21 protein-coding genes and 2 rRNA genes are annotated in these 22,819 nt (G+C 70.0%); 1 reads left to right on the top strand and 22 read right to left on the bottom strand.

Annotation, left to right across the window (positions count from 1 at the left end):
- Positions 1–5: 5 nt before the first annotated feature.
- From der to QM591_RS04660, 7 genes are read right to left on the bottom strand one after another with little or no spacing between them, the layout of a single operon-like run.
- Entirely contained in the window at positions 6–1,532 is a 1,527-nt protein-coding gene (gene der, locus QM591_RS04690) for a ribosome biogenesis GTPase Der (RefSeq protein ID WP_415130104.1), read from the bottom strand.
- Positions 1,529–2,239 carry a (d)CMP kinase gene (gene cmk / locus QM591_RS04685; protein ID WP_415130102.1) on the bottom strand — a complete coding sequence of 237 codons (711 nt, stop codon included), beginning with the start codon at positions 2,237–2,239 and terminating at the stop codon, positions 1,529–1,531. The genes der and cmk overlap by 4 nt, the downstream gene beginning before the upstream one ends.
- Positions 2,232–3,356 (bottom strand): prephenate dehydrogenase, encoded by a 1,125-nt coding sequence (locus QM591_RS04680; RefSeq protein WP_415130100.1) that lies wholly within the window; start codon positions 3,354–3,356, stop codon positions 2,232–2,234. Before QM591_RS04680 ends, cmk begins: the two co-directional genes overlap by 8 nt.
- 26 nt (positions 3,357–3,382) lie before the next feature.
- Positions 3,383–4,147, bottom strand: coding sequence for a pseudouridine synthase (locus tag QM591_RS04675; protein ID WP_415130098.1), 765 nt, complete (start codon positions 4,145–4,147; stop codon positions 3,383–3,385).
- Positions 4,144–4,761, bottom strand: coding sequence for an SMC-Scp complex subunit ScpB (scpB, locus tag QM591_RS04670; protein WP_415130096.1), 618 nt, complete (start codon positions 4,759–4,761; stop codon positions 4,144–4,146). Before scpB ends, QM591_RS04675 begins: the two co-directional genes overlap by 4 nt.
- Entirely contained in the window at positions 4,751–5,587 is an 837-nt protein-coding gene (locus tag QM591_RS04665) for a segregation and condensation protein A (RefSeq protein WP_415130094.1), read from the bottom strand. The genes scpB and QM591_RS04665 overlap by 11 nt, the downstream gene beginning before the upstream one ends.
- Positions 5,571–6,404 (bottom strand): ParA family protein, encoded by an 834-nt coding sequence (locus tag QM591_RS04660; protein ID WP_415130221.1) that lies wholly within the window; start codon positions 6,402–6,404, stop codon positions 5,571–5,573. The genes QM591_RS04665 and QM591_RS04660 overlap by 17 nt, the downstream gene beginning before the upstream one ends.
- Positions 6,405–6,638: 234 nt before the next feature.
- Between QM591_RS04660 and QM591_RS04655 the strand changes: the two genes are divergently transcribed.
- On the top strand, positions 6,639–6,887 hold the full coding sequence (locus tag QM591_RS04655; protein WP_415130092.1) for a hypothetical protein: 249 nt from the start codon (positions 6,639–6,641) through the stop codon (positions 6,885–6,887).
- Positions 6,888–6,895: 8 nt separating this feature from the next.
- Here the strand turns inward: QM591_RS04655 and QM591_RS04650 are convergent, their stop codons facing one another.
- The 15 genes from QM591_RS04650 to QM591_RS04580 form a co-directional block, all read right to left on the bottom strand.
- The gene (locus QM591_RS04650) at positions 6,896–7,969 is read right to left on the bottom strand and encodes a hypothetical protein (RefSeq protein ID WP_415130090.1); all 1,074 of its coding nucleotides are present in this window, start codon (positions 7,967–7,969) and stop codon (positions 6,896–6,898) included.
- 1 nt (position 7,970) lies between these two features.
- Positions 7,971–9,197 (bottom strand): aminotransferase class V-fold PLP-dependent enzyme, encoded by a 1,227-nt coding sequence (locus QM591_RS04645; RefSeq protein ID WP_415130088.1) that lies wholly within the window; start codon positions 9,195–9,197, stop codon positions 7,971–7,973.
- 111 nt (positions 9,198–9,308) lie between these two features.
- Positions 9,309–9,932: a vitamin K epoxide reductase family protein gene (locus QM591_RS04640; RefSeq protein WP_415130086.1), complete on the bottom strand. Its 624-nt coding sequence runs from the start codon at positions 9,930–9,932 to the stop codon at positions 9,309–9,311.
- Positions 9,933–9,990: 58 nt separating this feature from the next.
- Positions 9,991–10,929: a site-specific tyrosine recombinase XerD gene (xerD, locus tag QM591_RS04635; RefSeq protein ID WP_415130084.1), complete on the bottom strand. Its 939-nt coding sequence runs from the start codon at positions 10,927–10,929 to the stop codon at positions 9,991–9,993.
- A 1-nt stretch (position 10,930) separates the two neighbouring features.
- Positions 10,931–11,512, bottom strand: coding sequence for an NUDIX domain-containing protein (locus QM591_RS04630; protein ID WP_415130082.1), 582 nt, complete (start codon positions 11,510–11,512; stop codon positions 10,931–10,933).
- 9 nt (positions 11,513–11,521) lie between these two features.
- Entirely contained in the window at positions 11,522–13,219 is a 1,698-nt protein-coding gene (locus QM591_RS04625) for a CTP synthase (RefSeq protein WP_415130080.1), read from the bottom strand.
- Positions 13,220–13,233: 14 nt separating this feature from the next.
- Positions 13,234–16,089: a DUF2207 domain-containing protein gene (locus QM591_RS04620; protein WP_415130078.1), complete on the bottom strand. Its 2,856-nt coding sequence runs from the start codon at positions 16,087–16,089 to the stop codon at positions 13,234–13,236.
- Positions 16,086–17,780, bottom strand: a complete 1,695-nt coding sequence (recN, locus tag QM591_RS04615; protein WP_415130076.1) for a DNA repair protein RecN — start codon at positions 17,778–17,780, stop codon at positions 16,086–16,088. Before recN ends, QM591_RS04620 begins: the two co-directional genes overlap by 4 nt.
- Complete coding sequence (locus QM591_RS04610; protein ID WP_415130074.1) at positions 17,777–18,700, bottom strand: NAD kinase; 924 nt, start codon at positions 18,698–18,700, stop codon at positions 17,777–17,779. The genes recN and QM591_RS04610 overlap by 4 nt, the downstream gene beginning before the upstream one ends.
- Complete coding sequence (locus QM591_RS04605) at positions 18,700–19,509, bottom strand: TlyA family RNA methyltransferase (RefSeq protein WP_415130072.1); 810 nt, start codon at positions 19,507–19,509, stop codon at positions 18,700–18,702. Before QM591_RS04605 ends, QM591_RS04610 begins: the two co-directional genes overlap by 1 nt.
- Positions 19,506–19,670, bottom strand: a complete 165-nt coding sequence (locus QM591_RS04600; protein ID WP_157532432.1) for a hypothetical protein — start codon at positions 19,668–19,670, stop codon at positions 19,506–19,508. Before QM591_RS04600 ends, QM591_RS04605 begins: the two co-directional genes overlap by 4 nt.
- A gap of 22 nt (positions 19,671–19,692) precedes the next feature.
- Positions 19,693–20,730: an HAD-IIA family hydrolase gene (locus tag QM591_RS04595; RefSeq protein ID WP_415130070.1), complete on the bottom strand. Its 1,038-nt coding sequence runs from the start codon at positions 20,728–20,730 to the stop codon at positions 19,693–19,695.
- A complete protein-coding gene (locus QM591_RS04590; protein WP_415130068.1) occupies positions 20,730–21,404 on the bottom strand; it encodes a hypothetical protein in 675 nt (224 codons plus the stop codon). Before QM591_RS04590 ends, QM591_RS04595 begins: the two co-directional genes overlap by 1 nt.
- A 704-nt stretch (positions 21,405–22,108) precedes the next feature.
- Positions 22,109–22,225 (bottom strand): 5S ribosomal RNA (gene rrf / locus QM591_RS04585).
- 99 nt (positions 22,226–22,324) lie between these two features.
- Positions 22,325–22,819 (bottom strand): 23S ribosomal RNA (locus QM591_RS04580); the annotation flags it as partial.

The following is a 22,819-nucleotide window of genomic DNA, read 5'->3' as shown; positions in this document are numbered from 1 at the left end:
TCGGTTCAGCGCTGACGGCGCTCCCGCACGCGCATGTTCGTGACGATGGGTGTGCCCTCGAAGCCGAAGATCTCACGGAGGCGTCGCTGGATGAACCGGCGGTAGCCCGGGTCGAGGAATCCGGTCGTGAACAGCACGAAGGTCGGCGGCCGGGTGGAGGCCTGCGTGCCGAACAGGATGCGCGGCTGCTTGCCGCCCCGGAGCGGGTGCGGGTGCTCGGCGACGAGCTCGGCGAGGAAGGCGTTGAACTTGCCGGTGGGGATGCGCTGGTCCCACGACTCCAGGGCGGTCTCCAGTGCCGGCACGAGCTTGTCGAGGTGCCGACCGGTGCGGGCGGAGATGTTCACCCGCGGCGCCCAGGAGACGTGGGCGAGGTCCTGCTCGATCTCGCGCTCCAGGTAGCGACGGCGATCCGCGTTCTCCATGTCGTCGTCGTTGAGGCGGTCCCACTTGTTGAACGCGAGCACGAGTGCTCGCCCCGATTCCAGGACCAGGTCGATGATGCGCACGTCCTGCTCGCTGAGCGGCTCCGACACATCGAGCACGACGACAGCGACCTCCGCCTTCTCCAGCGCGGCCGAGGTGCGCAGCGACGCGTAGAAGTCGGCACCCTGCTGCAGGTGGACGCGGCGGCGGATGCCCGCCGTGTCGACGAGGCGCCACAGGCGACCGCCGAGCTCGACGATCTCGTCGACGGGATCGCGCGTGGTGCCGGCGAGCTCGTTGACGACCACGCGCTCTTCACCGGCGGCCTTGTTGAGAAGCGACGACTTGCCGACGTTCGGGCGCCCGAGGATCGCGACGCGACGCGGTCCGCCGAGCTCGTTCTTGGCGACGGCCGACACCTCGGGGAGCACCTTCATGACCTCGTCGAGGAGGTCGGCGACCCCGCGACCGTGGATCGCCGACACGGGGTGCGGCTCCCCCAGTCCCAGGTTCCAGAGGGCGGCGGCTTCGGGCTCCTGCCGGGCGTCGTCGATCTTGTTGGCGACGAGGAACACCGGCTTGTCGGCCTTGCGGAGAAGGCGCACGACCTGCTCGTCGGTCGCAGTGGCTCCCACCATCGCGTCGACGACGAACAGGACGACGTCGGACAGGTCGATCGCGACCTCGGCCTGCGCGGCCACCGAGCGGTCGATGCCCTTGGCGTCGGGCTCCCACCCGCCCGTGTCGACGAGGGTGAAGCGGCGGTCCATCCACTCGGCCTTGTACGTCACGCGGTCGCGGGTGACGCCGGGCGTGTCTTCCACGACCGCCTCACGCCGACCGAGGATGCGGTTGACGAGCGCCGACTTGCCGACGTTGGGCCGCCCGACGATCGCGACGACGGGGAGCGCGGGAAGCACCTCCACGACCTCGCCGCCCGCGGTGAAACCCGCGAGCAGCTCGGCGTCGTCATCGTCGAGCTCGTAGTCCGACAGCGACGCACGCAGCGCCGCGGCCCGCTGATCGGCGAGCTCCTCGTCGAGGTTCGCGAGCTTCTCTTCGAGGTGGTCGGGGCCGCCCTCGTACTCGTCGTCGGAGGTGGTCATGCGGAAGTTCCCGTTCCGACCCGGATGACGTCGAGGACGGCAGCCACGGTCTGGTCGAAGTTCAGTTCGGTGGAGTCGACCACGGTCACGCCGGGAGCGGCAGTGAGGAAGTCGACCACCTTCGAGTCGGCCGCGTCGCGCTTGTGGAGCGCGGCGGCGACCTCGGCGGAGTCCTGCCCGGTCACCTCGGCGCTGCGCCGGGCGGCGCGCACCTCGGGGGCGGCGGTGAGGAGGATGCGGACGAGAGCGTCGGGGAAGACGACCGTCGTGATGTCGCGGCCCTCCACGATCACGCCGGGGCGGTCGGAGTCGGCGACCAGGGCGCGGAACATCGCGTTGACCGACTCGCGCACCACCGGCACACGGGCGACGCCGCTGACGGCGCCCGACACCCGCGGATCGCGGATCGCGTCGGTGACGGAGACTCCCCCGACGGTGACCCAGTAATCGTCGGGGTCGAGGGAGATCGCATAGTCGAAGTCGCCCGCGGCATCGATGACGGCCGACGCGTCGGAGGTGTCGGCGCCGTGCTCGAGCACGTGCCACGCCAGCGCGCGGTACGCGGCCCCGGTGTCGAGGTAGCCGTAGCCCAGGCGACGTGCCAGCTCCTTGGAGACGCTGGACTTGCCGGAGCCGGCAGGACCGTCGATCGCGACGGCGACGACGTCTTCGTCGCGCGGGGCGCCGGAGGAGGTGGGATCAGTCATTGGTGAGGCTCGCAATCTTCCAGCCGCGCGCTTCCAGACCGTCGACGGCATGCCGGAGCACGGCCGGGTCGACGCTGATGTCGGCGAGGCCGAACTGGGCGCCCGGAGAGTGCTCCAGGCGCAGGTCTTCGACGTTCACGTGGAGTTCGCCGAGCTCTCCGAACAGGCGCCCGAGCTGGCCCGGGGTGTCGTCGACCATGACGACGAGCTGCTCGAAGCGGCGGTTCTGTCCGTGCTTTCCAGGGAGGCGCTCGACGCCGTCGTTGCCACGGCGGATCGTCTCGGCCACCGCGCGCCGGGCTCCCGCGGCGTCGGGCGCGCGCAGCGCCGAGGCCACCGCCTGCAGGTCTCCCGCGAGCGCGTCGAGCACGTCGACGACCGGTTCGGCGTTGGCGCCGAGGATCTGCACCCACAACTCGGGGGCCGACGCGGCGATGCGCGTCATGTCCCGCACGCCTTGACCGGCCAGCCGCAGCGACTCGTCGGGGGCCTCTACGAAGCGCCCCGCGAGGAGGGAGGCGACCAGCTGCGGCACGTGCGAGACGATCGCCACCCCGCGGTCGTGCTCTTCGGGGGTCATCTCGATCGGCGTGGCCCCGAGGTCGAGCGCCAGCCCTTCGACGAGGGCGAGCGCCCGCGCGGGGGTGTCCTCGTCGCGGCAGACGACCCACGGCCGCCCCACGAAGATGTCGGCCCGCGCCGAGATGGCACCGCCGCGCTCCCGACCCGCCATGGGGTGGGAGCCGATGTAGCGCGTGAGGGTCACGCCGCGCTCGCGCAGCACGCGGAGCGGCTCGAGCTTGACGCTCGCCACGTCGGTCACGACGGCGTCGGGGTAGTCGGCGAGCTCGCGTTCGACGACGTCGGCCACGACGTCCGGCGGCACCGCGACCACGATGAGCGAGGGGGCGTCGTCGTCGCGTGCGGGACGCCCGGCCCCGTAGTCGACGGCGAGGCGCAACTGGGCGGGCGACGCATCGGCGAGCACGACGTCGACACCGAGCGGGCGCAGGGCGTGACCGATGCTCGACCCGAGGAGTCCCGCGCCGACGATCCGCACCGTCCCCGACGTGCGCGCGGCGCGGGCGCGTGCGTCAGTGGGGCTCGAGTCGGTCACGGCTTCTCCGCTTTCGGGGGGTCGCTTCAGGATGCCGGCGGCGGGGCCGCCTCGCGCGCGAGAGTGAGCAGCGCGCCGCGTTCTACTGTAGTCAACTCCCGGGCCCGCCCCGCGGGGAGGGTTCCCAGGTGGAGCGGGCCGAACTGGCGACGCACGAGCTCGACGACGGGATGCCCGACGGCCGCCATCATGCGACGGACGATGCGGTTGCGCCCCGAGTGGAGGGTGAGCTCCACGAGGCTCGTGCCGCCGCTGACATCGAGGAGGCGCGCCTTGTCGGCGGCGATCGGCCCGTCTTCCAGGTCGACGCCGCGGGTGAGGGCGGCGATCGTCTGCGGCGACACCCGGCCGGTGACCTTGGCGATGTACACCTTCGTCACCCCGAACGAGGGGTGGGCGAGCACGTGGGCGAGATCGCCGTCGTTCGTGAGGACGAGCAGCCCGCTCGTCTCGGCGTCCAGGCGGCCGACGTTGTAGAGGCGCTCGGGCCACTCCTTCGTGAACCGCCGCAGGTCGGGGCGTCCCTTCTCGTCCTTCATCGACGACACGACTCCGGTCGGCTTGTTGAGGAGCACGTAGCGCTTGGTGGAGTCCAGCTGCACCGCCGTGCCGTCGACGTCGACGAGGTCGACGGCCGGATCGATCCGGGTGCCGAGCTCGGTCACCACGCGTCCGTTGACGCGTACCCGTCCCTCCACGATGTACTGCTCGCACACGCGACGCGAGGCCACCCCGGCGTTGGCCAGGACCTTCTGCAGCCGCACGCCCTCGGCGTCGGTTCCGTCTGTCATCGCAGCGCCTCGCTCTCGAATCCTTCGGCGCCGTCGTCGAGGAGCGGCGAGATATGGGGCAACTCGTCGATCGAGTTGATGCCGAGGTTCACGAGCAACGCGTCGGTCGTGCCGTAGTTGATCGCGCCGGTCTCGGGGTCGGTGTAGAGCTCGGTGATGAGGCCGCGGGCCACGAGCGTCCGCACGACGGAGTCGACGTTGACGGCGCGGATCGAGGCGACCTGGCTGCGCGTGACGGGCTGCTTGTACGCGATCACGGCAAGCGTCTCCAGCGCCGCTTGCGAGAGGCGCGTGGGGGCCTGCGCGTTGACGAACTCACTGACCAGATCGTCGTGCTCCTCGCGCACGTACAGTCGCCACCCGCCGCCGACCTCGCGGAGCTCGAACCCGCGACGCGGGCCGCCGGCCTTACCGTCGTAATCGTCGACGAGCCGCTCGACGGCCTGGCGCACGGCGGGGACGGGAGAGCCCACGGCGGCGGCGAGCGCCACGAGACTCTGCGGCTCGTCGACGACGAGGAGGATCGCCTCGATACGCTCCGTCACGTCGGCGGGCGCCTGGGAACGCAGCGGCACGTCCTCCCCGGTGTCGGCGTCGATCGGCTCATCGGTCATAGTCGGCTCCCAGTGTGGCGAGGTTCTCTTCCGACCACCGTTCGGCGGTCCAGCGCAGCGTCAGCTCTCCGAGGGGTTCCAGCTGCTCGAACGACAGCGCGGCATGACGGTACAGCTCCAGCACCGCGAGGAACCGCGCGACCACGACGCCGGTCTGGTCGACTCCGGCGATCAGCTCGCGGAAGTTGAGCTGCCCCGCTCCCCGCAGCAGCGTCACGACGACCGCCGCCTGCTCGCGGATCGACACGAGCGGGGCGTGGAGGTGATCGAGCCCGACGTGCGGAATCTCCTTCGGCGTGAAGGCGAGCGTCGCGATCGCGGCGAAGTCCTCTTTCGAGAGCGTCCAGATGAGTTCCGGAACGGCGCGGCGGTACTTCTCGTCGAGGCGCACGGCGCGCACGTGCCGGCGATCCTCGCGCTGCATGCACCGCGCGAACCACGCCGACACCTCCTTGAACGCCCGGTACTGCAGCAGACGGGCGAACAAGAGGTCCCGCGCCTCCAGCAGGGCCACCGACTCCGCGTCGACCAGCTCGCCCTGGGGCAGCAGGCCCGCCACCTTCATGTCGAGGAGGGTAGCGGCCACCACGAGGAACTCGGACGCCTGCTCCAGCTCCTCCGCGTCTTCGAGCCCCTTCAGATAGGAGATGAACTCATCGGTCACCTTGCTCAACGAGACCTCGGTGATGTCGAGCTCGTGCTGCGAGATGAGCGAGAGGAGGAGGTCGAACGGCCCGTCGAAGTTGGAGAGGGACACGCGGAATCCCGCGGCGGTCTCTTCCTCGGGCGCGTCGTGCTCCGGTGCGTCCTCAGGCGACGGCGCCACGGGCGACCAGCTCCCGCGCCAGTCGCAGGTAGGCCTGCGCGGCGGCATGCTCGGGCGCGAACTTCGTGATCGGCACACCCGACACCGACGCGTCGGGGAACTTCACCGTGCGGCCGATCACGGTCTCCAGCACGTCGTCGCCGAACGCCTCGACGACGCGTTCCAGCACCTCGCGGGAGTGGAGGGTGCGCGGGTCGTACATCGTGGCCAGCACACCGTCGAGCGTGATCGACGGGTTCAACCGGTCGCGCACCTTGTCGATCGTCTCGATGAGCAGGGCGACGCCGCGGAGGGCGAAGAACTCGCACTCGAGCGGGATCAGCACGCCGTGACTGGCGGTGAGCGCGTTGACGGTCAGGAGGCCGAGCGAGGGCTGGCAGTCGACGAGGATGACGTCGTACTCGCCGGCGACCTTGCGGAGCACGCGCGAGAGGATCGTCTCGCGGGCGACCTCGTTGACGAGGTGCACTTCGGCGGCGGAGAGATCGATGTTCGCGGGGATGACGTCGAGACCGTCGACCGAGGTGGAGACGATCACCTCGTGCGGATCGCGCTTGGTGTCCAACAGCAGGTCGTAGATGGTGGGGACGTCGTGGGTCTGGAGCCCGAGCCCCGCCGACAACGCGCCCTGCGGGTCGAAGTCGACCGCGAGCACGCGACGGCCGTACTGCGCGAGGGAGGCAGCCAGGTTGATCGTGGTGGTCGTCTTGCCGACGCCGCCCTTCTGGTTGCACAGCGAGATGATCCGCGCCGGTCCGTGACCGTCGAGCGGCGGCGGGGTCGGAAAGCCGTGGTAGGGACGACCGGTCGGCCCCATCGGGGTCTCGTCCGTGGAGGCCTTCTTGGCTTCCCGCGTCTTCTCCGCCACCGACACTCCTGATCTCTGTTGCGTACCCTCGATTCTCGCACAGCGCGGCCGGATCACCGGGAGGCGTGGCGCACCGCCCGGCATCGAGGAGGAACGGCGCGATAGCATGCGAAGACTGAGCAACTCACGACGGACAGGTGCGTGCCGGATCGCCGCCGCGCCGGTGGGTGAAGGAGGCAGCAGATGATCGATACGGGCACCGGCCTCTCCTCGGCTCCAGCGCACGGGCACGCGTCGCGACTGCGCGACCTCGCCGCGGTGATCACGCTCTGGATCCGGATCGCCGCCGTCGCGATCGGCCTTCCCCTGGCGGCCCTGTACGTCCTCTCCGGTCGCCCGGTGTGGGCGATCGTCAGCACCGCCGTACTCGTGGCGGCGAGCTCCTGGTTCGTGTGGCTCGCCCGCGCGATCGTCGCGCGACGCCGCGTCTGAAGCGCCGCTCAGCCGGCGTCGCGGAGGGTCGCCACGTCGACGAGGCCGGAGTGCAGCCGCCCGTCGGTGATGAGAGACGGGATCGCGCGGGTCTGCACGTCGTTCTCGACCACCTCGCGCGTGTGCGCGAGCGTCGCCGCGACGGTGTCGGAGGTGGTGAGCTCGGCGACCCGGGCCACAGCGGTGTCGTCGTAGCCCGCCTCCGTCAGCCACGCCTGCAGCTGTGCCTCGGCGTCGGCCGCGGACGCGTTGTTCATCCACACCTGCCACTCCAGGCCATCGGCGTTCTCCTGCGTGAACAGCTTCTCCAGCACGAACCAGTCCCCGCCCCGCGGGCTGCCTGCGGCGGCATCGAACGCGCGGATCGCCGTGAGGTAGTTCGCCACGAGCGGCGAGTTCGCAAACCGCGGGGTCCCGTCGGAGGAGATCGGATAGACGAGGTAGGTGACGTTGTGGGTGCGATCGAACCCGGACTCGACCATGTTGCGGAACAGCTGCGCGCAGAACCGGCAGCCGGGATCCAGGATCTCCAACGCGACCGGCCGTCCCGCGGTGAATCCGCCCAGGTAGCTGGCGTCTGCCGCGGCGAACTCCGTCGCGTCCCACGCCCGCAGGCGGCTGGGCACCGCCGCGATCGTCTCTCCGAGAGAGGCGAACTCGTTGCCGAACGCACCGAGCACGTCGCCCTGACCGATCGACTCCCAGAACCCGATGGGGCCGGTGTCGATCGAGCACATCTCGGCAGCGAGCGAGCAGGACTGACCGTCCTGCTTGTCGCACGTGCCGTAGACGTAGAGGTTGAGGCCGCTCCGCCCCACGATGTAGAGGCTCACGACGAACGAGAGCACCATCAGCCACGCGACCACCTCGATCGCGATGCTCGCCGGGCGCACCAGGCCGGGGGCACGGACCGCCAGCGGCGCGAGCAGCGAGCTCTTCACATCGTCGCGGAAGCTCGAGTCGCACGGGCGGAAGGTGGCCTTCCGCCAGACACATCCCCATGCCCGGCCCAGGAGCTTGCGGTACTTCGCAGAGACGGCCGAGAGCACCAGCACCACGGCGAAGGCAACGATGCACAGCACGTCACAGCCCCCGCATCATCCCGGTCATGACCTCCAGCGCCCGCTCCACGTCGTGGTCGGTGTTGTGCGCGCCGACGCTGAACCGGACGAGGGGCTCCAGCGACAGACGTTCCGCCAGCCAGTGGTGGGCGCAGAAGTGGCCGCTGCGCACCATGATCCCCGCCCGGGAGAGGAAGACGGCGAGCCGATGCGCATCCACGCGCTCGGGCACGGCGGAGATCACGGGAGAGGCGCCGGCGTTCAGCACGCGCAGGTGGGGAAGGGCGGAGAGCCCGTCGAAGAGGCGCTCGGCGAAGCGGGCCTCCGTTTCCTCGATCTCGGCGAGGCGAGGACGCAGCCATTCCAGTGCGGCACCGAACGCGAGGATCTCCCCCCACGCCTGCAGGCCCGGCTCGAGCCGCGTGTGGAGGTCGGGAAGGAGGTCGAAGTCATCTTCACGCGCCGCGGAGACCTGACCGCCGCCGATGAAGACCACCTCGAGCGAGGCGAGCAGGTCGTCGGTGGCCACCACGACACCGAGCGCCGGCCCGTACATCTTGTGGGCGGAGAAGCAGATCGCATCGGCGCCGAGACCCCGCAGGCGCGTGAGGGCGTGCGGGGCCGCCTGTGCCGCGTCGAGGATGACGATCGCGCCGCGACGATGGGCATCGGTGATGAGGTCGTCGAGGTGCCCCGTGACCTGACCCACTACGTTGTCCATCGCCGAGACCACGACGACCGCGTCTGCCAGGTCGGCATCGGCGACGAGCACGGAGCCGTCGAGTCCGCGTTCCGCCAGCACCCGCGGAATGCCCAGCCGTCGGGCCGCTGTGATGGTCGACAGGTGGACGGCGTTGTGCTCGGTGTGCGTCGTCACGACGCGGGCGAAGCGGCCGGCGGGGAGCTGCTGCAGCAGCAGGTTGAGGCCGTAGGTGGTGTTGAGCGTGAACGAGCACGTGTAGCGCCGGGCCGACAGGCCGAGGGTCGTGAGCACCCGCTGCCGCGTTGCGGCGACCCCCTCCTCCACGCGCTTGCCCCACGCGTACTTCACGCGATCGCCGCACGCGTTGTGGGTCATGAAGTACGACGTCAGCGCATCGATCACGGGCTGCGGACGCAGCGTCTGACACGCCGAGTCGAGGTAGATCTCATCGTCGGACAGGTAGTCGAACGAACCACGCCCCATCGCTGCGGCGGCCTCGCCCCGGCGACGACGGAGAAGCACGCGCAGGGGGTCGGTGGCGGCCATGGCCCCATTGTCCGCGTCACGATCCGGTGGCGCGGCGGCCGCTCGCCGGGAATAAGGGCGTGCCGGATCGGGCCGACTCGGGAGCCAGCGACCTGCGCGGCACCCCGCGCGTCAGAGGCTGCCGATGACGTCGAGGCGCAGCTGGGCGGCGACGGCGATGACGAGATAGTCGACGATGACGATGAGCGGCAGCCAGGAGAGGATGATCCGCCCCGCGCCTCCGCCGGCGCTCCCCCACACCCCGGCGCGCAGCGTCCACCCGGCGACGGTCCAGAAGAGCGGGATCGTGACGAGCCAGATCACCATGCACCAGGGGCACAGCGATCCGTACTCGAACACGCTCCGGTACGCGAGGACGTGCACGAAGACGAACGCCCCGGCCACGAAGACGGCGTACGTGCGCCAGTACCACTTCTGCATCCCCGCGCGCGAGGCCAGCGCGCTCACACCGGCGAAGATCGGGCCCGTGAACAGCACGATGCCGATGATCGAGTTGCTGAAACCGAGGAGGTTGCCGCCGGGAGCCAGGAGGTTTGGACCGCACGTGACGATGGGGCTGATGTCGCAGCTGATGAGCGCGTCGCCTCCCGTCAACTGGCCGATGTACTCGTGGTACAGGAGGAACGAGACGACCCACCCGAGCACCCCGGCGACGATCCAGAACACGGCGATGCCGCGGCCCGGACGATGACGATCGTCCTCGCGGCCCGGCACACGGGGCACATCGGTGGTCATCCTGCCATTGTCGAGGATGGGCGCCGCCGCGCGCGTCGACCCCGCCGTGTCTATGTGCTCAGCGGGCGCGTGGGTGGGAGGTCACATACACGTCGCGGAGCGCATCGATCGTCACGTGCGTGTAGATCTGGGTGGTCGCCACCGAGGCGTGACCGAGGAGTTCCTGCACCACGCGCACGTCAGCACCGCCCTGCAGGAGGTGGGTGGCGAAGGAGTGGCGGAGCGTGTGCGGCGACACGTGGGCGCGAAGCGACGCCCGCTCGGCCGCCTGCTGAATGATCAGCCACGCGCTCTGCCTCGACAGCGGCGCGCCGCGGGCGCCGAGGAAGAGCCGGGGGGTGGCCCGGCCCCGACGGGAGAGCTCGGGGCGTGCCCGCGCCAGATACGCATCGACCGCCGCACGGGCGTAAGAGCCGACCGGGACGATGCGTTCTTTGTCGCCCTTTCCGCGCACCCGCAGCACGTCGCCGTGGGCGAGGTCGTCGACGTCGAGGGCGATGATCTCCGACACCCGGGCCCCCGTCGCGTAGAGCAGCTCGAGAAGGGCTCGGTCGCGCAGACGCACGAGTCCCTCCTCCCCGGTCTCCACAGCCTTGTCGGTGCCCGGGGCCGGCCCCGCACCGTCGAGGAGCGCTTCGACCTGATCGATCGTGAGCGCCTTGGGCAGGCGCTGCGGCATCTTGGGCGGACGGAGCTCTGCCGTCGGATCCTCCGCGCTCAGTCCCTCCCGCACGAGGAAGCGGTGCAGCCCCCGCACCGACGACTGCAGGCGCGCGAGCGACGTGGCCGCCGGGGGCGGCTGTGCCGATGCGCGCTCGGCGACGAAGTCGGCCACGAGCGCCGCCGTCACCTCGGCGGCCTCGGACACGTGACGCTCCTCCATCCAGGCGACGTATCCCGCGAGATCGCGCCGGTACGCGGCGACCGTGTGATCCGACAGCCCGCGCTCGATCGCCACGTGCCGGAGATACGTCTCCACCGCGCGACGCATCTGCACGTCAGCCTCCCGCGCGCTCTTCCCGCCGCAGGCGCTCTGCGGCCGCGAACACCCCGGCCACCAGGATCCCGTTGCGCATGCGGCCGGCAAGCACCGCGTCGATCGCCTCGTCGAGCGCGACCCACTCCAGACGGATGTCTGCCTCTTCCTGCTCTCGCGCGTGGGCGGACGGCGCCGGCGACAGCTCGCGGGCGAGGAAGAGGTGGACGACCTCGTCGTTTCCGCCCGGGGTCGTGTAGATGCTCAGCAGCGGCTCCATCGAGCCGGCGACCAGATCCACTTCCTCCGCCAGCTCCCGTCGCGCCGTATCGATGGGCGGTTCCCCCTCGACATCGAGGAGTCCCGCCGGGATCTCCCAGTCACGATGGCGAATGGGGTGGCGGTACTGCTGGATGAGAGCGACACGCTCCTCGTCGTCGAGCGCCACGACCGCGACAGCGCCGGGGTGCGCGACGTACTGGCGAGTGATCTCCCCCTCGCCGTAGCGGAAGGTGTCGTTGCGTACGTCCCACACCCGCCCCTCATACACGAGGTCGGAGGTGACGATCTCCACCTCGACCGGTTCGTCGCGCAGGCTCGTCATCGGCGGCCCTCAGCCGTTCTCGACGTCGAACAGCTCGCTGGAACGGTGCCGCTCCAGGGCGGCGGCGATCAGCCCCCGGAACAGCGGGTTGGCCTCCGTCGGCCGCGACCGCAGCTCGGGATGCGCCTGCGTGGCGATGTAGTACGGGTGCACGTCGCGCGGCAGTTCCACGTACTCCACGAGGTTCCGGTCGGGCGACAGGCCCGAGAACACCAGCCCCGCAGCGGCGAGCTCCTCGCGATATCGGTTGTTGACCTCGTAACGGTGGCGGTGGCGCTCCGAGGCGCGCGTGGCACCGTAGACCTCGGCGGCGACCGATCCCTCGGCGAGCTCCGCTTCGTAGAGGCCCAGGCGCATGGTGCCGCCCAGGTCGCCGCCGGCGAGGATGTCGACCTGCTCGGCCATCGTGGCGATGACAGGGAACTCGGTCTCCGGGTCGAACTCGCTGGAGGACGCTCCCTCCAGCCCGACGACGTGCCGCGCGTACTCGATGACCATGCACTGGAGCCCGAGGCAGATGCCGAGCGTCGGGATGCCCTGTTCCCGCGCGAACTTCAGCGCCCCGAGCTTGCCCTCGATCCCGCGGATGCCGAAGCCGCCGGGGACGACGATGCCGTCGACCGCGCCAAGCGCCTTGGCCGCACCCTCCGGCGTCTCGCACAGGTCCGAGGGGATCCACGTGATCTGCACCTTGGTCTCCTGCGCGAACCCGCCGGCCTTCAGCGCCTCGGTCACCGAGAGGTACGCATCGGGAAGATCGATGTACTTGCCGACCAGGCCGATCGTCACTTCGTGCTTCGGATTGTGCACCGCCTGCAACACCTTGTTCCAGCGGGTCCAGTCGACCTCGCCCGCCTTGGCCGCAAGGCCCAGGCGCCGCGTGATGTACGCGTCGAGTCCCTGTGCGTTCAGCGTCGAGGGGATGTCGTAGATGCTGGGCAGGTCGACGGTGTTGACGACCCCCTCGACATCGACGTCGCACATGAGAGCGATCTTGTTGCGGTTGCTCTCGCTCACCGGACGATCGCTGCGCAGGACGAGGGCGTCGGGCTGGATACCGAGCTGACGCAGCGCCGCGACGGAGTGCTGGGTGGGCTTGGTCTTCTGCTCGCCCGAGGCTCCCATGAACGGCACGAGCGAGACGTGGACGAAGAACACGCTGTCGCGGCCGAGCTCGTGGCGCAGCTGACGGGCGGCTTCGAGGAACGGCTGCGACTCGATGTCGCCGACGGTGCCGCCGACCTCCGTGATGATGACGTCGGGCCGGGGCGACTCCCCCGCCTGCAACCGCATCCGACGCTTGATCTCGTCGGTGATGTGAGGGATCACCTGCACCGTGTCGCCGAGGTACTCCCCGCGACGCTCGCGAGCGATCACCTGCGAGTAGATCTGGCCCGTCGTGACGTTCGCGGCCTGGCTCAGCTCGATGTCGAGGAAGCGCTCGTAGTGGCCGATGTCGAGGTCGGTCTCCGCGCCGTCGTCGGTGACGAACACCTCACCGTGCTGGAACGGGTTCATCGTTCCCGGGTCGACGTTGAGGTAGGGATCGAGCTTCTGCATCACGACGCGCAGCCCACGCGCCGTCAACAGGTTGCCCAGACTGGCGGCGGTCAGACCCTTCCCCAAAGAAGAAACGACACCGCCCGTCACGAAGATGTGCTTGGTGGTGTCGTTCGAAGTGTTTCCCGCGCCTGAAGTGTCCGTCACGGGCTTTTATCCTATCAGCCCCGACGGCCGGCGGGCCGAGCCGCGGCACTGCGTGGCGGACGGGTCACCACGAGCACCCACACCGATGCGACGACGGAGACACCGAGGCACACGAGCAGGAGCGGGAAGAGAGGCTCGTCGCCGTACATGTCGGCGGCTGCCCACCCGAAGAGCGGGAACTGCGCCGCGGTGAACCACGGCGGGAGCCATCGCACGGCGTCGCGGAACGCTCCGCCCTCCTGCCACCGGCCTGGCCTGCGGCTGCGGGCAATGCCGACACCGCTGAGTCCCACCGCGAAGACGGTGAGCGACGGAGCGAGGATCCACGGCAGGGCGACCACCAGCGAATCGACGGTCCACTCCTGATGCGAGGTCTCCCCGAGCGCTCCGGCAGGGAACCGCAGTTGCGCGCCGACGTAGGCGGACGCCGAGGGCCACTCGTTTCCCGGCTCGTACTGGCCCGCGCGGTCGGCCTCGAAACGGATGACGACCTTTCCGCCCTGCTCGACCGACGATCCGAAGGGCGTCGGCGGACGAAGGGGACGATGTGGCAGCTCGTCGAGCCAGCCGTTCTCGCCCGTGAGCTCCCCGGCGAGATCGGCCGGGAGCCGCACCGACACCGCGAGATGCTGCGGCTCGTGGTCGACGCCCTCCCACGTCTCGACCCACCACGGCAACAGCACGGTCCAGCGGATCTGATCGAGCCATCGGCCGTCCGACTTCACCGCGCTCGCGGGATCGGCGAGCGTGTACGTCACCCGGATGTCGTGCTCGCCCGGCCAGTCGTCGGGCATCCGGCTCTGCAGGAACGCGTATCCCTTGAGCCGGCTCTGCTCGAACGGCACCGCGGCCCCGTCCACCTCGACCGACTCCACCGTCAGCGCCTGGTCGTGACCATCCACCCGGTCGCGCCAGATCCGGGTGACCTGCGGGATCGCGCGGACGTTCGCATCGACGGTGGCGGTCATCGACTCGGTCACCTCCATTCGGACGCTCCCGTCGCCTCCTCGCACGATGTCGGCGGAGATGTCGACGTCGGACACGTAGACCCCGTAGTCGCCGTCGACATCGCGCAGCAGCTCGAAGTGGTCGAGGCCGTGGCGGGTGGACGCGGTGGTGAGGAACGACACCGCGCAGGCGGCGAGAAAGACGACGATCGCCGTCGTCCGCAGCAGAAGCCGCGGCCCGGTGACGAAACGGGGATCCGCCCGCACCGAGTCCGCCACGCCCGACGCCTCCAGTGCCCCCGCGACCGCTCGACCGGCGGCGCGCGCCGGTGCGAACATGACGATGTACGGGAGGAGCGGATCTGTCAGCGACGTGCGTTCCCGAGCCGAGGTCTGGTGGAGGAACAGCTCCTGGCCGCGGAGGTGCTCGACCGCGCGGGTTCCGGACCGAGTCAGCGGTCGGGCCGACAGCGCCACGGCCAGGACGATGGCCGCAAGCAGGGTCGACACCACGACGATCGCGCCGGGCCACCAGTACCTCGACAGCGCTACTTGATACGACAGCTGCCGCACGAGACCCCACTGCAGAGCGGTGAGCGCGAGCGCGGCCCCGAGGAATCCATCACGGACGAACCCGCGCGGAATCCGGCGGAGCTCCTCGGCGAACTGGGTCCGGTAGGCGCGCGCGCCGCGATAGTGCAGCCACGCCCCGAGCAGGTCGCCGAGCCGTCCGGTTCGACGAGCCACTCGAAGGAGGCGGCGCGCGTCGGCCGGATCGCGCGTTCTCGCCGCAAGGGCGTCGACGAGCGCGCTCGTGCGCCACGCCCGCCAGAGGCGCGCATCCAGCGCGGGATTCCCGCGGACGCGCGGAGCCTCTTGCATCGTGAACCAGGGCCGCCCGCGCGCGTCGGCCCACGCGACGCGGCGCGCGGAAATGACGAGCGGGATCGCGAGGACCAGCAGCAGGAGCGGAACGAAGGGACCCACCACCTGCACCCAGTACAGGGCGGAAGGCTCCGGCATCGTGAACGTGCCGCTGTCGAAGCGCAGCGCGAACCAGAACGACGAGTACGGGGGCATGTTCTGGTCGTTGTCGGTCCGGTAGACGATCCCCTCGGCGGTCGTCTCGTCGGGGGTGAGCGTCGTCGAGTCGCTGAGGAGAAGCCACGACAGGCCCGCGGTCGGCTGGCGGGCGAACGCGCCGGCGAGCTCCTGCGGCACCGTGACCGAGAGTGACTTCTTCGCCGACCCGTGCCGCCAGTCCGGCCCGAACACGTCCCACTGCACCTGTTCGTACCACGCGCGCGACGAGGCGTCCTGTGTCGGTGCGGCGAGATCGTGCAGGTCGTAGCGAAGGACGAGGTCGTGGTCGCCCCGCATCCGCTCTCCCGCGTCCACGCGGATCGTCATCCGGGTGGCGTCGTGGCGCACCCGCGGCTCCACGGCCACGCCGTCCCACGTCACTTCTCGGATCGCGGGGCGGAGATCGTGGCCCTCGTACTGCGTCGCGATGATGCGCTCGACGCCGTCCTCATCGACATCGTCGGGAAAGAGCGCGGTGATGCGCTCCTCCACGTGCACGACGAGACTCCCCGTCTCGTCCCGCTGCAGCGTGTACGAGGCATCGAACGAGCGCGCGATCCAGGTGTCGGTCGCCTCACCCGCCGACGAGACGATGTCGTCGAAGGAGAGCGGCTTGTTGATGACGGGGCCGACGAGGAGCAGCACTCCGATGGCGGCGAGCGCGACCCAGAAGACACGCAGCGACCGGCGGAGCCGGGGCCCGCCGTGCGACTGAAGCCACGCCTCGACGCGCAAGAGCCAGGCCGCCAGCGCCCGGTAGAGCGGCGTCTGCCGGCGCGGCGTCCAGGCGACGGCGCCGGGCGGGGCCTCCGACGGCACACGGGAGGGTGTGTCGCTCACAGCTCCTTCCCGAGAGCGAGCAGTTCTCGAGCGTGATCGAGCGCGGCCGTGGAGTCCGTCATGCCTGACAACAGCCGGGCCATCTCCGCCTCCCGCTCCGCGCCGTCGATGCGGCGGACGTCGGAAGAGGTGATCGAGCCGTCGTTGCCCTTGACGACCGTCAGGTGGTTGTTGGCGAAGGCGGCGACCTGAGCGAGGTGGGTGACCGCGATCACCTGACTCGTCCGGGCCAGATGCGCGAGGCGGCGACCGACTTCGATCGCCGCGCCCCCGCCGATGCCTGCGTCCACCTCGTCGAAGACGAAGGTCGGAACCGGGTCGGTCTGCGCGATCACGACCTCGATCGCGAGCATCACCCGGCTGAGCTCTCCACCCGACGCCCCCCGGGAGACCGGACGCGGCTCCGCGCCCGGATGCGGCGCGAGGAGGAGTGCGACCTCGTCGCGGCCGGCGGCGGACTCCGCCCCGGGCTCGACGCTCACGGTGACCACGGCATCGGGCATCGCCAAGTGGCGAAGCTCGGCGGTCACCGCGGCCGCCAGACGGGCCCCGGCGGCCGTGCGCTCGCGGGTGAGAGTCACGGCAGCCGCGTCGAGCCGTTCGGCGGCCGCCTCGGCGTCCCCGGTGAGACGCGCGACGCGTTCACCGTCATCGTCGAGTTCCAGGAGCCGTGCAGCCCCGTTCTCGCGGAGTGCCAGCACGGTGTCGAGGTCGCCGTGACGCCTGGTCAGCGCGGTGAGCGCGGCGCGTCGTTCTTCGAGGAGGGCGAGTTCGTGCGGACCGGTCTCATCGAGATCGGCGAGGTAGGCGCTGAGGTCGCCCGCGACATCGGCGACGCGATATCCGACCTCTCCGACGGCCTCCCCGAGGGCGGCGAGTCTCTCGTCGGCGTGTGCTGCGCGCTCCAGCGCGCGTCGGGCCTCCGCGATCAACGTCACAGCGTCGGGTTGGTCATCGTCGCGCGACAGCGCGGCATGGGCGCTGGCGGCCGCGATGCGCAGCTCCTCCGCGTTCGCGAGTCGTTCCACTCGCTGGGCGACGTCGCGATCCTCTCCGGGTTGCGGATCGATCCGCTCGATCTCCTCCAAGGCCTCGCGCAGCTCTTCCGCCTCCCGCGCGCGGGCATCGCGCGCCGCCACCAGCTGGTCGAGCTCATCGCGAAGAGCCCGCGCGTGATCCCACTCGGTGCGGTACTGCGCGAGGGCGTCGGCGACGGGCGCGCCCGCAAAACGATCGAGCGCATCGCGTTGGGCAGCTGCGCCGCGCAGCCGCAGCTGATCGGATTGGCCGTGGACGACGACCAAGTGGTCGGCGAGGTCGGCGAGCACCCCCGCGGGAGCGGTGCGACCCCCCACCGTGGCGCGCCCCCGTCCCTCGCTCGAGACGGTGCGACCCAGATACAGCTCGGCCTCGCCCCCGCCGACCGGCTCCACATCGCCGCCTGCTTCGCGCACGCGCTCGGCGACGGCACCGTCCTCCGGCACGATCCAGACGCCCTCCACCGAGGCCTGCGCGGCCCCAGAACGCACCGCTCCGGAGTCGGCGCGCTGCCCGAGGAGAAGCCCGAGCCCGGTGACGACCATCGTCTTGCCTGCGCCGGTCTCCCCCGTGATCGCCGTGAACCCGGGACCCATCGGAAGCGTCGCCTGCGCGATCACGCCGAGGTCGCGCAGCACCATCTGTTCGATCACGGCGTCTCCGTCACCGCACCCGCCGGTCCGCGCCACCCCGCCACCGGCAGCCGGAACTTCCGCACGAGCCGATCAGTGAAGGGGGCGGGGTGCAGTCGCGCCAGCCGCACCGGCGTCGGCGAACGGCGCACGACGACGCGGGCCCCCGGAGGCAGGTCGTGGGAGCGTCGTCCGTCGCACCAGAGGATCCCGGTGCCGTACGTGCGCTCGAGCACCTCGATCGCCACGGAGGCCTCGGGCCCGACGACGAGCGGTCGGGCAAAGAGAGCGTGCGCGGAGAGCGGGACCACCGCGATCGCTTCGACGGTGGGCCAGATCACGGGCCCTCCCGCCGAGAAGTTGTAGGCGGTGGAACCGGTCGGGGTGGCCACGACCATGCCGTCGCACCCGAAGGTCGACAGCGGCCTGCCGTCGACCTCGATGACCACTTCCATCATCCGTTCCCGGGATGCCTTCTCGACCGTGGCCTCGTTCAGTGCCCACGTCTCGTAGATCACGGCACCGGCCGCGTCCTTGATCCGCACCGAGAGCGCCATCCGCTCCTCGACGTCGTAGTCCCGCGCGATCACGCGCCGCATCGCATCGTCGATGTCGTCGGCCTCGATCTCGGCGAGGAACCCGACGTGGCCCATGTTGATGCCGAGGACGGGGGCGCTGCCCTCGCGCACGATCTCCGCGGCGCGCAGGATCGTGCCGTCTCCGCCGAGGACGATCGCCAGTTCGATCTGGTCCACCGTGACATCGCGGCCGAGGACCGCGAACTCGCCCACGCCCGACAGCGCATCGATGAGCGCATCGTCGTCTCCCGGCAGGACCGCGCGGGCGCCCGCAGCCGTCACGGCACCGATGACACGCGCGGCGGCCGCGATGGTGTCCGCCCGTTGCGCGTGGGCGACGACGAGGATCTCACGAGTGGTCATCAGGCTCCCGCCAGTCGGTTCACGGTGCTCAACCATTCTGTCGGATTGCCGCTGTCCTGGTCGGCGCGCCTCACACGCAGATGGGCGAGGTACTCCGCGTTCCCGTGCGTGCCGACGATGGGCGAGGGGATCACTCCGTGCGTCGCAAACCCCGCATCCCACGCGGCCCACAGCACGCCGGCGACGGCATCGGCGCGGCGCCCCGGGTCGGTCACGAGCCCCTCGCGGACTCCCGTGCGCCCCACTTCGAACTGCGGCTTGATGAGGAGCACGACATCCCCTCCCTCCGCAAGGACGTCGTGCACGGGCGAGAGGACATGAGCGAGGGAGATGAAGGACAGGTCCCCCGTGACGACGCCGGGAGCGTCGCCGATCCCCGTGGCCTCGTGCAGTGTGCGAGTCGTCATGTGGCGCACGTTGAAGCCTTCCACGGCGACGACGTACGGATCGCGGGCGATCTCGGCGGCCAGCTGACCGTGTCCGACGTCGACGGCGAGGACGGGACGCGCACCGCGCTCACGGAGCACCTGCGTGAACCCGCCCGTCGAGGCCCCCATGTCCAGCGCGCAGCGATCGGCGACGTCGATGCGGAAGGCGTCGAGTGCCGCGATCAGCTTGTGCGCGGCGCGGCTGACGTAATGGTCGGAGGCGGCGACCACGATCTCCGCGTCGTCGGCCACCCGCGCCGAGGCTTTGACGACACCCACGCCGTCCACGGTGACAAGTCCCGCGTCGATGAGGTGCGCCGCGTGCGTGCGAGAGCGCGCGAGGCCGCGGGCCGCGATCGCCGCGTCGAGCCGGGACGTCATGCGTGCAGGTCGCGAGGCCCGGACTCCAGCCGACGCGCGAGCTCGTCGTGCAGAGCGGCATAGGCGGCCGCTCTCTCGGCGAGCGGCTGCCCTTCGATCACCTCGAGCGTGGACAGCAGGTCTTCGCGGCGCTCGTCGCTCCCGGCGGTATCCATGGACATGCCTCCACGATACGCGCCGTCTTCACGGGCGGTGGAAGGGATCGGCGTAGAGCCGCTCGGGAACACGGAAGCCGTAGATCGCCCGCCCCGTCGACCAGATCGCTGCGGCGCCGGCGCGAACGAGGTCGATCGGACGGTCGCCTTCGTCGAGGATCCGTACATCCGCACCGTCGACCTGAACTCTCGCGCGGCCGACCGTCGTGACATCACCGATCGTCGTGACTTCCGGATACGGCTCGTGCAGTTCCCGCAGGTCGCCGAGGATGTGGTCCGGCCGTGAGGAGCTCGGTGCGGCCAACACGTGCTTGGGCCGATCGATGCCGGTCAGGACGAGCGCAGATCGAATCCCCGCTGCCTGGGCTCCGGCGATGTCGGTGTCGAGCCGGTCGCCGATGAACAGCGGGCGGTGAGCGCCGAAGCGGGCCACGGCTTCCTCGAAGATCGGCGTCTCCGGCTTTCCGGCGACCGTCGCCAGGCGCCCGACCGCGGTGTGCACGGCCGAGACGAGCGTGCCGTTACCCGGCGCGATCCCCCTCGCCTGGGGAATGGTCCAGTCGGTGTTCGTGGCGATCCACGGAATCCCTCCCTCCTCTTCGGGGAGGGCGAGCGCGTAGGCGGCTTCGGCGAGATCGGCCCAGCCGAGCTCGGGCGCGAAGCCCTGCACGACGGCGTCCGGCGCGTCGTCGGCGCTGCGGACGACGACGAAGCCGGCCTTCTCCACCTCGTAGGTGAGACCGTCGCCGCCGATGACGAGGATCCGGGCGCCGGCTGGCACGCGCTGACGCAACAACCGCACCGCCGCTTGCGGGCTCGTGACGACGTCTTCGGGGTCGGTGTGCAATCCGAGCTCGCGAAGGTGGGCGGCCACCACCGCATCGCGACGCGAGGCGTTGTTGGTGATGAACGCCAGTCGCCGGGATTGCGCGGAGAGATTGAGGCTGTCCACCGCGTACGGGAGCGCGTGGGGCCCCGCATACACGACCCCATCGAGATCGGCCAGCACGAGGTCGACCTCATCCAGTGGCGTGGTCGGTACAGACCGTCGCGAGAACAGCGCCATCAGCGGGATCCCTCGGTGCCGTCCTCCGCGGTGTCGTCGCCACCACCGTCACTCTCGACGACGGGCTCGGACGCCTCGCTGGCCGTGTCGACGTCGACCTCGTCCGGAACGTCGATCTCCTCGATCTCGTCGACTTCCAGCACCTCGAAGTCTGCCTCGTTCACTCCGAGCGCCTCGGCCGCGATCTCCGCACGGCGACGCCATTGCGATGCTTCCTCCGCGCGCCCCAGCTCTTCGAGCACCGTGGCACGTGCCGCGAACAGCGCCGGACTCCACGAGAACGCCTTGTCGGGGTCGAGCTCGGGGATATCCAGTTCCTGCAGCGCGCGCTCGGTCTGACCGAGATCCAGTCGTGCGCCGGACATGGCGATCGCCAACTCCACCCGAACATCGACGGGCAGCGCCGCACGGTCGACGGCGCGACCCACCTCCAGGGCACGGTCCGGACGACCCACCCCACGTTCGCTGTCGACCATGAGCGCGATCTGGTCGTCGCGTCCGGAGATACGGCGATACGTTCGCAGCTCTCGCAGCGCGAGGGCGAAATCCTCATTCGCGTAGGCGGTGATCGCCACCGTCTCGCGCACCACGGCGATCCTTCCCGCGCGGCGCGAGGCGGCCAAAGCGTGCTCGTGAGCGAGGGCGGGGTCTTCATCGATCAGCCGAGCGGCCATCGTGAGATGCCGAGCGACTTCCTCGGCGTTCTCCTTGCTGAGAGTCTTCAGCTCGTTACGTGCGGCGCCGTGGAGGTCACGCCCGGTGACCTCGGGAGGTACCTCCGGACCGCGTTCGCGGCGCCGATCGTCGGCCTGAGGCGGACGCGACGCGCGCCGTTCGGTGGAACCCGTTGAACGGAACCCGCCGCGCTCTCCGCCGGCCCGGGCGGGACCGCCACGACGATCGGTGCCCCGTCGAGCTCCGTCGTGAGCACCGGAGGACGCACGCCCTCCTTCCCGGAAGGGCCGCGCCGAGCGATCGCCATCGCGTGACGGGCGTGCGGAGCGCTCATCGCTCCGCGGCGCGAACCGCTTGCGCTCACCATCACGAGACCCGTACGACTTCCGGTCGCCATCACCGGACGGCTTACGAGAGCGCCCGCCCGCGCGGTCTTCGTCGAAACGTCGTGTGCCGGAATCACCCGACGGTCGCTCTCGGCGATCTCCCGCGCGGCGATCCGCCTCGCCCTCTCGGCGCGAGGGCCGGGAGCCAGCAGAGTCGTCCGCGGGGCGGGGACGACGGGAACCAGAGTTCGACGCGGCGTAGCGCGGCCTCCCCGCTCCGCGGGGTCGTTCGTCGTCTGCTGCCATCACGGCATCCCTTCCCGAGTCCGTTAACGAGAAATGGCCACCCAACTCTGGGTGGCCATTTCACGAAAGAAGTCCGGCGGTGTCCTACTCTCCCACAGGGTCCCCCCTGCAGTACCATCGGCGCTGTGAGGCTTAGCTTCCGGGTTCGGAATGTAACCGGGCGTTTCCCTCACGCTATGGCCGCCGAAACACTATTGATGTTTCAGTCTGCACAACAATGTCATTGTCATGCGGTTCTCGACCGTACATCGAGAACCACTCAGTGGACGCAAGCACCAAAACGGTGTGTTATCAAGTCATCGGCTTATTAGTACCGGTCAGCTTCACGCGTTACCGCGCTTCCACATCCGGCCTATCAACCCAGTAGTCTGGCTGGGAGCCTCTCGCCCGAAGGCATGGAAATCTCATCTTGAGGCCGGCTTCCCGCTTAGATGCTTTCAGCGGTTATCCATCCCGAACGTAGCTAACCAGCGGTGCTCCTGGCGGAACAACTGGCACACCAGAGGTTCGTCCAACCCGGTCCTCTCGTACTAGGGTCAGATCCTCTCAAATTTCCTACGCGCGCAGCGGATAGGGACCGAACTGTCTCACGACGTTCTAAACCCAGCTCGCGTACCGCTTTAATGGGCGAACAGCCCAACCCTTGGGACCTACTCCAGCCCGTGGATGCGAAGATCCGACATCGAGTTGCCTAACCTTGCCGTCGATATGGACTCTTGGGCAAGATCAGCCTGTTTTCCCAGAGGTACCTTTTATCCGTTGAGCGACAGCGCTTCCACAAG

Origin of the sequence: Microbacterium sp., from assembly GCF_047607225.1 — a bacterium.
Lineage (GTDB): Bacteria > Actinomycetota > Actinomycetes > Actinomycetales > Microbacteriaceae > Microbacterium.
Note: the sequence above shows the minus strand (reverse complement) of the source record. Positions and strands in the feature narration are given on the sequence as shown.

Excerpts from the sequence above, each read along its gene's own strand:
- der (WP_415130104.1), bottom strand. The coding sequence starts at position 1,532 with ATGACCACCTCCGACGACGAGTACGAGGGCGGCCCCGACCACCTCGAA.
- cmk (WP_415130102.1), bottom strand. The coding sequence starts at position 2,239 with ATGACTGATCCCACCTCCTCCGGCGCCCCGCGCGACGAAGACGTCGTC.
- QM591_RS04675 (WP_415130098.1), bottom strand. The coding sequence starts at position 4,147 with ATGACAGACGGAACCGACGCCGAGGGCGTGCGGCTGCAGAAGGTCCTG.
- scpB (WP_415130096.1), bottom strand. The coding sequence starts at position 4,761 with ATGACCGATGAGCCGATCGACGCCGACACCGGGGAGGACGTGCCGCTG.
- QM591_RS04660 (WP_415130221.1), bottom strand. The coding sequence starts at position 6,404 with ATGGGGCCGACCGGTCGTCCCTACCACGGCTTTCCGACCCCGCCGCCG.
- QM591_RS04655 (WP_415130092.1), top strand. The coding sequence starts at position 6,639 with ATGATCGATACGGGCACCGGCCTCTCCTCGGCTCCAGCGCACGGGCAC.
- QM591_RS04645 (WP_415130088.1), bottom strand. The coding sequence starts at position 9,197 with ATGGCCGCCACCGACCCCCTGCGCGTGCTTCTCCGTCGTCGCCGGGGC.
- QM591_RS04640 (WP_415130086.1), bottom strand. The coding sequence starts at position 9,932 with ATGACCACCGATGTGCCCCGTGTGCCGGGCCGCGAGGACGATCGTCAT.
- QM591_RS04630 (WP_415130082.1), bottom strand. The coding sequence starts at position 11,512 with ATGACGAGCCTGCGCGACGAACCGGTCGAGGTGGAGATCGTCACCTCC.
- QM591_RS04610 (WP_415130074.1), bottom strand. The coding sequence starts at position 18,700 with ATGACCACTCGTGAGATCCTCGTCGTCGCCCACGCGCAACGGGCGGAC.
- QM591_RS04605 (WP_415130072.1), bottom strand. The coding sequence starts at position 19,509 with ATGACGTCCCGGCTCGACGCGGCGATCGCGGCCCGCGGCCTCGCGCGC.
- QM591_RS04600 (WP_157532432.1), bottom strand. The coding sequence starts at position 19,670 with ATGTCCATGGATACCGCCGGGAGCGACGAGCGCCGCGAAGACCTGCTG.
- QM591_RS04595 (WP_415130070.1), bottom strand. The coding sequence starts at position 20,730 with ATGGCGCTGTTCTCGCGACGGTCTGTACCGACCACGCCACTGGATGAG.
- QM591_RS04590 (WP_415130068.1), bottom strand. The coding sequence starts at position 21,404 with ATGGCCGCTCGGCTGATCGATGAAGACCCCGCCCTCGCTCACGAGCAC.